General features: G+C 71.4%; 11 protein-coding genes. 5 read left to right on the forward strand and 6 right to left on the reverse strand.

Annotation, left to right across the window (positions count from 1 at the left end; genetic code table 11):
- Together PINTE_RS08800 and PINTE_RS08805 are read left to right on the forward strand one after the other, a co-directional pair.
- Window positions 1-911, forward strand: a 911-nt coding sequence (locus PINTE_RS08800) for a triphosphoribosyl-dephospho-CoA synthase (protein WP_068428843.1), incomplete at its 5' end; no start/stop codon positions are given.
- 39 nt (window positions 912-950) lie between these two features.
- Window positions 951-1,274: a TfoX/Sxy family protein gene (locus PINTE_RS08805; protein ID WP_068428847.1), complete on the forward strand. Its 324-nt coding sequence runs from the start codon at window positions 951-953 to the stop codon at window positions 1,272-1,274.
- A 115-nt stretch (window positions 1,275-1,389) separates the two neighbouring features.
- Here the strand turns inward: PINTE_RS08805 and PINTE_RS08810 are convergent, their stop codons facing one another.
- Together PINTE_RS08810 and PINTE_RS08815 are read right to left on the reverse strand one after the other, a co-directional pair.
- Window positions 1,390-2,706, reverse strand: a complete 1,317-nt coding sequence (locus tag PINTE_RS08810; protein ID WP_068428850.1) for an alkaline phosphatase — start codon at window positions 2,704-2,706, stop codon at window positions 1,390-1,392.
- A gap of 157 nt (window positions 2,707-2,863) precedes the next feature.
- Window positions 2,864-4,084, reverse strand: coding sequence for a lycopene cyclase family protein (locus tag PINTE_RS08815; protein ID WP_068428853.1), 1,221 nt, complete (start codon window positions 4,082-4,084; stop codon window positions 2,864-2,866).
- Window positions 4,085-4,347: 263 nt separating this feature from the next.
- Between PINTE_RS08815 and PINTE_RS08820 the strand changes: the two genes are divergently transcribed.
- The 3 genes from PINTE_RS08820 to PINTE_RS08830 are packed head-to-tail and all read left to right on the forward strand — an operon-like array spanning window position 4,348 to window position 7,429.
- Window positions 4,348-5,145, forward strand: coding sequence for an EAL domain-containing protein (locus PINTE_RS08820; protein WP_068428855.1), 798 nt, complete (start codon window positions 4,348-4,350; stop codon window positions 5,143-5,145).
- Window positions 5,142-6,485, forward strand: coding sequence for a GGDEF domain-containing protein (locus PINTE_RS08825; protein WP_068428857.1), 1,344 nt, complete (start codon window positions 5,142-5,144; stop codon window positions 6,483-6,485). The genes PINTE_RS08820 and PINTE_RS08825 overlap by 4 nt, the downstream gene beginning before the upstream one ends.
- A complete protein-coding gene (locus PINTE_RS08830) occupies window positions 6,482-7,429 on the forward strand; it encodes a putative bifunctional diguanylate cyclase/phosphodiesterase (RefSeq protein ID WP_068428860.1) in 948 nt (315 codons plus the stop codon). Before PINTE_RS08825 ends, PINTE_RS08830 begins: the two co-directional genes overlap by 4 nt.
- Before the next feature lie 7 nt (window positions 7,430-7,436).
- Here the strand turns inward: PINTE_RS08830 and PINTE_RS08835 are convergent, their stop codons facing one another.
- From PINTE_RS08835 to PINTE_RS08850, 4 genes are all read right to left on the reverse strand, one after another.
- Window positions 7,437-8,363 carry a zinc ribbon domain-containing protein gene (locus PINTE_RS08835; RefSeq protein ID WP_068428863.1) on the reverse strand — a complete coding sequence of 309 codons (927 nt, stop codon included), beginning with the start codon at window positions 8,361-8,363 and terminating at the stop codon, window positions 7,437-7,439.
- 175 nt (window positions 8,364-8,538) lie between these two features.
- Window positions 8,539-10,836 carry a putative bifunctional diguanylate cyclase/phosphodiesterase gene (locus PINTE_RS08840; RefSeq protein ID WP_157087144.1) on the reverse strand — a complete coding sequence of 766 codons (2,298 nt, stop codon included), beginning with the start codon at window positions 10,834-10,836 and terminating at the stop codon, window positions 8,539-8,541.
- Entirely contained in the window at window positions 10,814-11,557 is a 744-nt protein-coding gene (locus tag PINTE_RS08845) for a class I SAM-dependent methyltransferase (protein WP_068428869.1), read from the reverse strand. Before PINTE_RS08845 ends, PINTE_RS08840 begins: the two co-directional genes overlap by 23 nt.
- Window positions 11,554-12,240 (reverse strand): hypothetical protein, encoded by a 687-nt coding sequence (locus PINTE_RS08850; protein ID WP_157087145.1) that lies wholly within the window; start codon window positions 12,238-12,240, stop codon window positions 11,554-11,556. Before PINTE_RS08850 ends, PINTE_RS08845 begins: the two co-directional genes overlap by 4 nt.
- Window positions 12,241-12,711: the final 471 nt, after the last annotated feature.

The raw sequence follows: 12,711 nt of genomic DNA on the forward strand, positions 1-12,711 counted from the left end.
CCGCCGACCTCGCCGTGGAGGCGCTGCTCGTCGAGGCTCGGCTCACCCCCAAACCCGGGCTGGTCGACGCCTCGACCAACGGTGCGCACGACGACATGGACCTCGCCCTGCTAGAACGCAGCGCGCAACTGCTGGGTCCGTGGCTCGCCGCCTGCTGGCAGCTCGGGGCGGCACACCCCGGCCGGGTCGAGCCGCTGGTGGAACTCGGGGTGGCGGCGGAGGCCGCGATGCGAGTCGCCACGGCCGGCGTCAACACCCACCGCGGCGCGCTGTTCTCCCTCGGTCTGCTGCTCGGCGCGCTCGGTGCGCGGGCGGCCGAGGCGGATTGCGCCACCGATTCGGGGGCGGACTGTTCGGGCGGGGGCCGGCCGGGCGTGGACGGTTCGGGTGCGGACGGTTCGGGCATGGACGGGGCGGACGCTGATCTCATCGCGGACCTGTGCGGGCGGGTCGCCGAGCTGGCCGCCCCGCTGCTGAGCCGGTGGCGCGCCGACGCCGACCCGGCCGCCTCCCATGGCTCGGCCGCCCTGCGCGACCTCGGGGTCACGGGAGCCCGTGGCGAGGCCACCTCCGGTTTCGCGACGGTGGTGCACGTGGGCCTGCCCGCCTACCGCGCGCGGCTGGCCGCGTACGGCGACGACGAAGACGCGCTGCGGTGGGCGCTGGTGCGAATCATCGCGGTCAACGCCGACACCAACCTCGTCGCCCGCGGCGGCGTGGCCGGGCTGGAGCACGCGCGCGGCTGGGCGCGTGGGGTCGTGGCGCGCGACCCGTCTCCGGCCGGGTTGGTCGACGAACTGACCGCCGCCGACGTCGACTTCACGACGCGGCGACTCAGCCCCGGCGGCAGCGCCGACCTGCTCGCGCTCACGTGGCTGTTCGACCGACTCGACCGCTCGGTGGGCTGTTGATAGGCGCGCCCCTGGGGTGAGGCGGGCACACTGGCTGCCATGGCCTACGAAGAGGAATACGCCGAGCGGGTGCGGGCCCTGCTCGACGGCGAACCGGGCATCACCGAGAAGCGCATGTTCGGCGGGCTCGCGTTTCTTGTCGACGGACACATGGCGCTGGCGATCAGCGGGCGCGGGCTACTCATGATCCGTGCCGACGAGAGCACGCAGGAACGCCTGCTCGACCGGCCCGGCGTGGAACAGACGATCATGCGGCAGCGCCCGATGCGCAACTGGCTCGACATCGACGAGACCGTCACCGGCGATGAGGCCGAGCTGGCCTCTCTCGTCCGCGGCGCCGTCGCCCACGTCCGCACCCTCTGACCATCCACAGTACCGGCCGAAGGCTGCCCTTTCGGTCGAGGGCTCGTGCTATAGCCCTGGCCCTCGACCGAAAGGGCAGCCTTCGGTGGTGTGTGGGGTGCGCGTGGAGCAGGGGTCAGCGGCGGGGCAGGTCCATCGCCTTGACCATGGCGTCGTGCACGTGGGTGTTCTGGTAGACGCCGACGAGGCGCTGGCCGCCGGGGCCCATGGCTGTGACCGGCACGTCTTCGGCGCTGTGGTTGCTCGTCGTCCAGTCGACCATGACCTTCTTGTCGGTGCCGACGATCGTGAACGGGCCGTCCTCGGCGGTGCGACCCTCGCCGCGCTCGTTGGGGTAGCCCGGGTCGTCCTGCAGCTCGGGCACGTCCTCGATCGTCAGGCCACCGGTCTCGTGGTCGGCGACGACGATGACGAGCGTGTCGCCGTGCTTCTTCGCGTACTTCTTGGCGACTCCGACCGCCGCGTCGAGGTTCGCCCCGGCCTTGATGACCTGGGTCGCGTTCGACTTGTGCGCCATCTCGTCGATGCCCTCCTCCTCGACCATGAGGAAGAAGCCGTCCTTGTCCTTCGACAGCGTCGAGATCGCCTTGCTCGTCATGTCCGACAGCGACACCGTCGGGTCATACACGTCGCCCTTGCCCTCCGGGTTCTGCTGGAACATCTCCTCGTTCGCGAACAGGCCGAGGATCTTGTCCGACGTTGAGGCCTTCAACCGGGCGGTGTCGGTGACGTAGTCGTAGCCGAGCTTCTTCGCTTCCTCGATGAGGTTGCCCTCGGTGCCCGAGCTCTTCTCCTTCGGGTCTTCGGCCGGGGCGTCGGGGAACGCGCCCGGCGTTCCCGGCGGCAGCCAGCGGTCCTCACCGCCGCCGAGGATCACCTGCGGCTTGCTGTTCTCCAGGTACTGCTTGGCGATGAGGCTCTGCTCGCCGCGGTCCTTGACGTGCGCGCCGAAGGCCGCGGGCGTGGCGTCGGTGACCTGCGACGTCGTGACGAGACCGGTCGACTTGCCGTGCTTGGCCGCCAGCTCCAGCACACTCTGCACGGGCTTCCCGTTCGCGTCGACGCCGATCGCCCCGTTGTACGTCTTCACGCCGGTCGCGATGGCGGTGCCACCCGCCGCGGAGTCGGTGATTGCGGCCTTCGGGTCGTGCGGGAAGGTCTCGGAGCGGCCCGCGTACGGCATCGAGTCCATGTTGAGCTGCTTGTCGGCCCCGACGTTCGCGTACCGGATCAGGTTGCGGTGCGAGGTGCCCATGCCGTCTCCGACGAAGACGATGACGTTCTTGGCCTTCGCGCGCGCGGCCGTGTCGGTGGTGTCGGCCGTGTGGGTGGCGTCGGCTGATCCGGTCGGTGTTGCAGCGGCCGGAGCAGCAGCCGCGGCGGTCACGGACAGTGCTGCGGCCGCGAGCACGGCCAGGGTCTTGCGCTTCATGAGGGGCTCCGATCGGTTCGGGCGCTGCGCCGAGGTAGGCGGGCTGAGGCAGCGGGGACGCTACTCCCGGCGCGCGGTCGGTGCGGTGATCGAACCTTGAATTCCAGCTGAACGCAAGATGATTGGTCTGTTTTCTCGACGGTCCCCGGCGGGCAGATCAGACCAGGGAGGCCCGGATGAGGGCGGTGGCGGAGCGCGGTGGGAGACGGCGGAACTGGGCGTAGAGGGCCCTGGCCACCTCTGGGGTGGTGGCGCCGGCGTCGAGAACCTGCTGTTGACGGCGCGCGGGCAGCCGGCCGAACGCGTCGAACAGGGCCATCGTGTCGTCGGGTCCGAGCCGTAGGAGCGCGCGCAGCGCGGCCCGGCGGATCAGCGGAGGCCCGCCGGCCGGCCGCCGGCCCAGCTGCGATCGGGGCGTCCGGTGCCCGTCGCGCACTGCCTGCGCGATGCGCGCGACGACCCCATCGACGGCCGCCAGCGAGGCGAACACCGAGTAGCCGGTGATCGGGTTGTGCTGGGCGCCGGCCGCTCCGAACGACCACGCTGCTCCGGTGCGCGGCGCCCGCAGCATCGGAATCGTCACTCGCTCGTGCCCCGCGCCCTCGATGACGGAGCGGCCGATGCCGTACCGCAGGAGCCGCTGCTCGAGGCGGTGGCGAAGCTGTGTGTGGTCAGGGCCCGGACGTCCCACGAGGCAGGTTTCCTCGAGGAGCACGCGCGAGTCGGGCAACGGAATGACGTACAGGAAGGTCGGCGACCGCTCGCCCCACGCGGTCGCCCCGTCGTGGGGGCGCCAGTCCATGAGCACGGCGCCCGCCCCGTCGAGCACCGGCGCCGCCACGTGGGGCTCGAACATCACCCCGAATGCGCGTTGCAGCGGCACCCCGTTGAGCACCCCATTGACGGCTCCGTCACCGTTTCGGCCCTCGCGGCGATGCGAGCGGCCGAGGCCCACGGGCCGGCTGCCCCGGGCATCGACGACGACCCGCGCCGGCAGCTGCGCCAACTCGGTGTCGGTGATCGCACGTGCCTCGATGCGCGCACCGCTCAACGGCAGCGCCGCGGCGAGCGCGGAGTTGTCGAGCACGCCGTACCGGGCGCGCACCGGGTAGCCAGAGCCGGCGCCGCACTCAGCACTGGACTCAGCGCTGGGGTCAGCACGGATCACGGGATCGTCGGCGACGGCGCCCACCGCCTCCCTCGGCAGCCAGGGCGGCAACTGCGCGGTCCAGCCGGCCAGGGTCTGCCGCCACGGCCGTTGCGGAGCCGGATCGATCGCCAGCACCGACAGCCCCGCGGACAGGGACCGGTGCGCCAGGGCCCGCCCCGCCGGACCGAGGCCGACGACGGCGACATCGCACGTCCCGTTCGGGGTCATCGCGCCCCCACCCGGAGGCGGGCCAGCGCGGTACCGGGTGCTGCTGGCGACGTCATCGCGTCATCGTAGGCCGCCGCGCGCCGCGTCTCATCCGCGGGCGTCGCGCTGCACCCGCGACGGCGGCGGGCGAGACGCGTCCGGGCGCTCGGGCCCTCGTGGTGAACAACCCGATCCGCCACCTCAGGTTCTCGCGCGTGCGGTCGAACAGGCCATGGAGCAGAGCAGTGTCGAATGCCCGAATCCAACCGAGAAGGGATGCCCGTATGACCGATCCGTTGGTGCGCCGGCACCCGGCGGGACCGGCGAAGGCCACCCCGTCGGAAGACCGGATCGTCACGTACTTCCAGCCGTTCTACAACCTGCGCACCGACCGCCTGCAGGGCCTGGAGGCGCTGGCGCGACGAGTCAGGATCGACGGTCGCATGCAGTCGCCGTCCGGCTTCTTTGCCGACGCCGCGGCCGAGGGCCGCATGCGCGCGATCGACCTGCAGATCCTCGACGACGCGATGGCGCGCATGGCGAGCTGGCACCGCGAGCGGGGCCGCACCGACCTCATCCTGTCGGTGAACCTATCCTGTGATCTGGTCGGCCACCGCACGTTCGTCAACGCCGTCACCGACGCTCTGTGCCGGCACGGCCTGTCGCCGGACCGGCTCCTCGTCGACATCAGCACCGAGACGTTCCGGTGGCTGCGCTCGGTCGACGCCGACTCCCTGGACCGGCTCCGGCGGTTGCAGCAGCGTGAGATCACGTTCTGTCTCGACGGATTCACGGCCGCAGACCTCGAGATCCTGCCGGACGCGGTGGCCGCGCCGGTCGACATCATCAAACTTCACCCGGCACAACTGGCCCCAGGTGAGGAACACCGGCGGGAGCTGCGCGAGATCTCCCAGCAGATCCACGAAGCCGGATTGCCGATGGTCGCGGCCGGGGTCGAGACCGACGAGCAACTCGACCTCGTGCGCGACCTCGGCTACGAATGGGTCCAGGGCTTCCTGCTCGGGGAGCCCGTGGAGGCCGACCGGGCCCTGGACCGACCCGCTGACCTGCCGGTCCGGTGACGCGTCGAGCCCGCCTCGCCGCGGGCTTCGTCCTCGCCGTCCTGGCCGCCGTCGCCTACCCGCTGGCTCCGACGGGTGTCGGCGGCCTCGTGTTCACCTCGGTGGCGGCGGTGTTCATCGTCGTCATCATCATCGCGCCGCTGCGTCGCGGCGTGCGCCCCCTGCGGATCTGGCTGGTGCAGACGCTCGGCAGCGTCTTCCTCCTGCTGTCGCTGTTTGCCATCGCGCTCAACCCGTCGGTCGGGCCGCTGCGTTACTCCGACATCACCTACTTCAGCGGCTACGCGTGCCTGGTCGTGTGGCTCGCGCTGCTGTCCCGTCGGGTCGGCGGGCGCGCCGACCCGACGACCTTCCTCGACACGGCGGCCGTCTGCAGCGGTGCGGCGCTGGCGATCTGGACCGTCGCGGTGGCCCCGATGCTCGGGGGTACGCAGATGCCGGCCACGCTCGTGTGGGCCGTCTACCCGACGGTCGACGCCCTGTTGCTGGCCTTAGCCGGGCACCTGGCCTACCGGCTGGCCACCCCGATACCGGCGATGACCTGGATTATCGGCTCCCTCATCCTGTTGCTGCTCGTCGACCTCGTGAACTCGCTCGTCGCGATCTTCTCGGCCACCGGCGAACACGTTGTGGTGACCGGTTGGTACATGTTCTTCTTCTTCGGGCTCGCGGCGGCGGCGACACACCCGTCGCTGCCCCGCCTGGCCCATCGCCCCGCCCCGGGCGAGCGCTCGACCACCGGGCAGCGTCGCACCGCGCTCATCGTGCTGACGATCTCCCCGGTCCTGGTCTCCACGGTGGTTCCGGTCAGCGGGTGGGCCGACATGGTCGTGCGGGTGACGCTCGTGACCCTGCTGCTCGGGCTGCTCTTCCTGCGGCTGTCGGTGACGATGCTCGCGCTGTCCAGGGCGGAGTCGGACAGCCACTACCGAGCCACCCACGACCAGCTGACCGGCCTGCTCAACCCGGCCGAGCTCTTCAACGAGCTGCAGCGGCGCCTCACATGCAATGCCGCGGCGGGGCGCTCGACGGCGGTGCTGTTCCTGGACTGCGACGACTTCAAGTACATCAACGACACCTGGGGTCACGGTGCCGGTGACACGTTGCTGCGCGACATCGCGGCCCGGCTGCCGCGACGGCTGGGCCCCGAACCGCTGCTCGCTCGTCAGGGCGGCGACGAGTTCGTCGTCGTGTGCGCGGTCGACGACGTCGCGGAGGCGGTGACGCTCGCGCGGCTGGTGCGCAGCTTCTTCGACGAGCCGGTGCGCATCATGACCAACCGGACGCACACGGTGACGCCGTCGATCGGGATCGCGCTCGCCGAGCCGGGGAGGCCGTGACCGCCGAGGCCCTCGTCGGGCGTGCGGACGTGGCGATGTACGAGGCGAAGACGGCCGGTCGCGGCCGCTACGTCGTGTTCGACGACGACCTCGCGCGCCGCAGCCGGATGAAGTCCGCGGTGGCCGACCGGATCGGGGAGGCGCTGCGGCAGGAGGCGTTCAGCCTCGTGCTGCAGCCGATCATGGCCGGCGCGGACTACGCGACGATCATCGGCTGGGAGGCCCTCGCGCGCTGGCACGACCCCGACCTCGGGGAGGTCTCGCCGGCGGAGTTCATCCCGCTCGCCGAGCAGCACGGCTTCATCAACGAGCTCGGGGAGTTCGTGCTGCGCCAGGCCTGTCGCGAACTGGCGCTGCTGCGCGAACTGTTCCGGCTCTCCGACGTGTCGATGTTCGTCAACGTCTCGCCCGCGCAGCTGCTGCAACCGGACTTCGTCGATGTCGTGCGGCGGGCGTTGGAGTCGGCCGGGCTGCCTCCGGACGCGCTGTGGTTGGAGGTCACCGAGACGTTGCTCGTCGACAAGGGCCCGGAGGTGACCACGACGCTCGTCACCCTGCGCGAGGCGGGGGTGCATCTGTGCATCGACGACTTCGGCACCGGCTACGCGTCGCTGTCTCGGATCATGCAGCTGCCCGTCGACTGCGTGAAGATCGACAGCTTCCTCGTCGCGCGCGTCGGCGAGGACACCACCGCGCAGCGTCAGCTCGGCGCGGTCATCGACCTCGTGCGCAGCCTCGGCATCGAGCACGTCGTCGCCGAGGGCGTCGAGACCTCCGCGCAGGAGGCCGCCGTGCGCCAACTCGGCTGCCCGATGATCCAGGGGTTTCTCTACGGGCGGCCGAAGACTGCGCAGGCGATGCTCGCGGCGCGCGGAATGGTGCTCGACGATCTGGAGGACGACCCGCTGCCGACCGGTGGGGTGAGCGGAGCCCGACGGGCGTGAGCCGGGCTCACCCCACCGTCGCCTCCCACCCGGCGCCGGAGCGCCGGTACGAGACGGTCACCGGCGCCTGCGGATCGCCGCCCACCTGGTCGAACGTGTACTGCTCGGCGTAGCTGATGCGTTCGGTGGTGACGACGCTCGCGCCGTCGAGGCGGGCGTCCTCGATCGCGCGGAACGCGGGACCGTCCTCGTCACCGGGCGTGGCCGGGGTGCCCCGGATCACCGGTCCCTTGAGGCGCAGCTCGTCGGAGGCGGCGTCGAAGGCCGCGACGAACCACAGCAGGGAGGTCCGGCCGGCACAGCAGCTCTCCGGTGGGCTGCCGGAACACTGCAGCGCCAGCACCGTCTCCGGGGAGCCGTCGGAGTCGACGTCGGCCGTGCCGAGCACGCGGCTCTCCATGATGCTGACGTCGGCGAACGAGCCGTCGGGCTGCTCGCCGACGCCCTTGCCGCCGGTGAGTTCGATGGGCACGTCGTGCTCCCAACCGGTCTCACCGTCTCCGCACACGCCGGCGGGGATGGTAGCGTTCATCGGATCGACGGCGGGCGCCGCGTTCGCCGTCTGTCGGGACGTGGTGCCGCCCCTCTCCCCGCCGGAGCCGCCGGAGTCGGTGGAGGTGCCGCCGGAGTCGTCGGAGGTGGGGGCGGCGATGACCGCGGGCACCGGCGGCCGGTCGCTCGCGACGTCGAGTCGACCCAGGGTCAGCGTTCCGGTGCCGACCAGGGCGGCGAGGACCGCGCACATGCCGACGAGCACGACGGCGGCGACGCCCCAGGGCCGCGACCGGCGCCGGCCCGTCTCCGTGGGGTGCGTGGGCTCCGTGGCGGCGGTGCCGGGCACGACGATCGGGTCGCTGCCGCCGACGATCGCCCCGCACCGCCGGCAGAACCGGTCACCGGGAATCGCCTGTCGGCCGCACTGATTGCAGAACACCTCGCACCCCCACGCTCGCGGATGCCCCCGATGAGGTCGCGGGCATCCGGTCCTCCCATCGACCGGGGCGCCGGGGTTGCGAGCGCATCGCCCGGTACATCCGACCCCGCGCGTGTTGCATCAGTCGGGTGCCACAACCTCATGCAGCAATCGACTGGCACAAGCCCGCGCTCGCTCACACCGCCGCCGCGACGGCCAGGCCGTGGAACGCGCGCCCGTGGCGACCGGCGATCTCGTCGGCGGCCTGCGGGAACCCGTACAGCCAGCCCTGGGCCATGGGGCAGCCGACGGCGAGCAGCACGTCGGCCTGGCGCCTGGTCTCGACGCCCTCGGCGACGATCATCGAGATGTGCAGGCTGTTCAGCAGCGCGACCACCGAGCTGAGCAGGTCGGTGGCCTCGCCGGCGTCCTCGTCGATCCGGCTCACCAGGGATCGGTCGAGCTTGACGCAGTTCACCGGCAGCGTGAGCAGGGTCTGCAGCGAGGCGTATCCGGTGCCGAAGTCGTCGACGCTGATCGTGACGCCCATGGCGCGCAGCGTCTGCAACGCGTTCATCGACGCGTGCCCGCGGTCGACCAGGGAGGTCTCGGTCAGTTCCAGCCACAGGCAGCGCGCGGGCAGGCCCGTCTCCTGGAGCGTCTGCGCGACGTGCTCGCAGAACTCGGGGTCCAGCAACTGCATCGGCGAGACGTTGACGGAGACGAACAGGCTGTCGTCGTCGAGTGCGCGTCGCAGCCGCTGCGCGTCCCGGCAGGCCCGCACGAGCACGGTGCGGCCGAGCGCGACGATCAGGCCGCGGTCCTCGGCCATCGGCACGAACATGGCGGGTGGCACCGACCCGAGCTGCGGGTGCTGCCAGCGGGCCAGCGCCTCCCACCCCACCTTCCGGCGCAAGCGGTGGCCTCCCATGATCGGCTGCAGTTCGACGAACAGGTCGTCGCCGAGAATGGCCTCGTCGAGGTCCGCGGCGAGGGCGCTCTGGTCGCGGCTGCGGCTCTCCAGCGCGGTGTCGAACAGCACGCTCAGGCCGCGGCCGTTGCGCTTGGCCTCGTAGAGCGCCTCGTCCGCCTTGCGAACCAGGTCACCGGGGCTCTGACCGTCGCCGGGGAAGGCGCAGGCGATGCCGATCGAGGGACCGATGCGGATCCGGTGCCCGTGCGCGCGCATCGGCTCGATGAACTGCCGCTGCATGCGGGCGGCGCGGGCGAGCGCCTCGTCAGGGTGGTCGACGACGGTGTGCAGCACGAACTCGTCGCCGCCGTGTCGGCTGAGCACCTCGCGCTCGCCCTTGGAGCCGGCCAGGCGCGCGGCGATCTGGATGAGCAGCGAATCCCCGACGTGGTGTCCCCAGGTGTCGTTGACGCGCTTGAAGTCGTCGAAGTCGAGAAACAGCACGGCGACGATGCCGGACGTGGCGTGGCTCGCCGCGAGCCGGTCCTCGAGCGAGGTGAGGAAGGCCGCGCGGTTCGGCAGGTCGGTCAGCTGGTCGTGCGAGGCCCGGTGTCGACTGGTCTCCTCGGCGCGGGACAGGTCGCTCATCGTCACCGCGAGCCGGATGAACAAGATGATGATGACCAGCGCGAGCAGCGAGGACCGCACGAGCGCGTCGACCACCCCGCGGATCGGGTAGAAGGTCGACACCACGGCCGGGGACACCATGAACAGCAGCAGGGCGGAGCGTTGCCGGGCGCGTTCGATCCCGAGCCCGACGTCCGGCTGCGGGCGGGTGATGCGCGCGACCGAGGGATGGCAGGCTCCGAGCGCGAAACCCCAGTACGCGAATAGGAACAGCGACGTCAGCGCGGGGATCATCGCCCCTGGGCGGTCGGTCCAGACGACCGTGTAGATTGTGTCAACAATCTGCAACATGATGAGGCCGAAGAGGATCACCCACATCGACAGCGCCGGCGCCCGCAGACGCAGGATGAGCTGCACCGACAGCGAGATGAGGATGACGTCGAGCACGGGGTAGATGGCCCACAGGATGGAGTCGGAGACGACCGCCTGCCCGAGCCGGGGGGCCACCGTCACCGACCACATCGCGAGACTGACCCCGCCGGCTACGGCCACCGTGTCGAGGGCGCTGCCGCGCGCCGGCCGTTTCCCGAGCCGACGCAGCAACATGACCAGCCAGCCGATGAGCGTCAGGTAACCCGACAGCGCGAACAGGTCGGCCACCTCGAGCGGGCCGATCGTCGCCGTCGAGTCGCGGTTGACGAGCCCGAGGAGGAAGATCAGCGCCCCCAGGGCGGCCAGCACCCACAGCCGACGCGGCCGGGCGTTGCGCAGCGGCGGCCCGATGGCCATGGCCGCGACGCACGAGATGGCCGTCCCGACGAACGCGACCTGCCCGACTCCGTCGGGGCGCCAGGTGTACAGCAGGGCGCACGCGACGACGACGAGCAGCGACCCGACGACCACCGCCCGGCTGCGGAGCGAGCCGAGGTCATCAGCGAGGCCGGTAGCACGCAAGGAAGTTCACCCCCTCGACGTCGCCCCCGTAGCAGCGGCCGCGGTACTCGGCGGCGAACCCGTGCCGGCCCGCCTCCTCGCTGAGGGTGGGGTAGTCGCAGAACTCCCAGGTGCCGGAGCGGGCGGCCGTGTCGATGAGCGCGTCGACGAGCGCGACGGCGACGAGCCCGACGTGGGCCAGGGCGCGCGGCCCGACCGCATGGACGTGTTCGGTGATCAACGGCCAGGAGCCGGGTCGGTCGGTGTGGCTGACGACGACGGAGCCGGTGGGGCGCAGCACCCGGCGGGCCTCGCGCCAGAAGGCGTCGCGGTCGTGCAGCGCGTACAGCACGTTGACGGCGACGAGACGGTCGACGCTGCCCGCAGGCAGGGCCGCGAGCCCGGCGACGACGTCGTCCTGGCGCAGCTGGGTGGGCACCGGGCCGCGGCGCAGCTTGCGGCGGGCGCGCGTGAGCATGGGCCCGGAGCCGTCGATGCCGAGGAGCGTCGCGGGCCGGTGCCGGGCCAGGCGCTGCAGCACGTTGCCGGTGCCGCAGCCGACCTCGACGACGTGGTGGCCGGTGTCGACAGCCGCGACGTCGGCCACGGCGTCGAGCAGCCGGCGGTAGCCGGTCAGGTGCAGGAGGTTGTCGTAGACCCGCGCGTAGGCGGCCCACAGCGCCGTCTCCAACGGGCCGCTCGCGGTCGCGGGCGGCGCGACAGTGGTGGTGTCGGCGGTCATGGGCGGCGCTCGGTGGGGTTCTCGGGGAACAGCTCGGGAAGCCGCGCGCGCAGGGGCGCCAACTTGTGGCCGGCGGCCGTGCAGGCGACGATGCCGGCGCCCCGGTCGGTCCAGATGATGCCGGGGATGACGTCACTGCCCATGAACCACTGCGGCGGTCCGAGCGGGCTGATGACCGGCCCGAGGCTGCCCACGATGCTGCGGGCCAAAGACGGGTGGATGGCCATGACCCATGCGGTGTGCTCCTGCTCGATGCTGCGCGCCCACATGGCGGCGTACAGCGCCAACGACGTGAACCGCGGGGCGCGCCGACGCACCGCGAGTGCGCTGATCTCGACGACCGCGTGGCCGCCCTGACGCAGCACGTGCCGGCGTGCCACGTCGTCGAGGTTGCTCAGGCTCATCGCGGGCAGGCGGCCTGGGTCGTCGAACTGGATCTGCCGACCGACCCCGACCGGGTGGCGATGGTGGTCGCGGGCGATGAAGTAGGTCGAGATGCCGGCCCACGGATCCACGTCGGCGCTGAGCACGCCTCCGCGCAGATCCGGTGGCTCGACGTAGTGCCGTTCGAGATAGACGTCGGCGTGCAGCCGCCTTGCGTCCCAGACGTCCTCGTCGGTGCGAACCTGCTCGACGGTCACGCCGAACACGTCGGTGCGCAGGTGTTCTTGTGTCACTGACATCGTCAGTTACCCCTCAGCCGCACGATCGGCCGCGCTCGCGGTCGCCCGGCCACGTGGGCTCTGGGCGTTGCGGGCGTGGTTGCCCGCTCGTGAGTGGCTCACGACCGCTGTCGTGCGATTCCCCTTATCGGTCGCGCGTCGTCCTGCGGTGCCTTAGACACTTCTCCCCTGAGAACTCTGGCCCCGGCAGCTGGTCGACGCGCTGTCATCCCTGTCGTCCAAGACAATCGACCGACCTGGCCGTGACCTGAGCCACGCGGAAGAATCCGCTCGCCGGATCGATCATCCATATCGACATCCCCGATGCGGCCTCGTCCCGGCGCTTCGAGAATCGCCGCTGGTCACGGGGTTTACGCCGAATCGGGTGGTGGATCAAGGACGTCGATATGGATGTTTCCTCGGCAGACCATCGGGACCTGCGGTGGCTGTCGGCGCCACGAGCGGCGCGACGACCGGTACACATGAGAGGTG

Origin of the sequence: Piscicoccus intestinalis NBRC 104926 (assembly GCF_001515525.1) — a bacterium.
In the GTDB taxonomy this organism is placed as follows: Bacteria; Actinomycetota; Actinomycetes; order Actinomycetales; family Dermatophilaceae; genus Kineosphaera; species Kineosphaera intestinalis.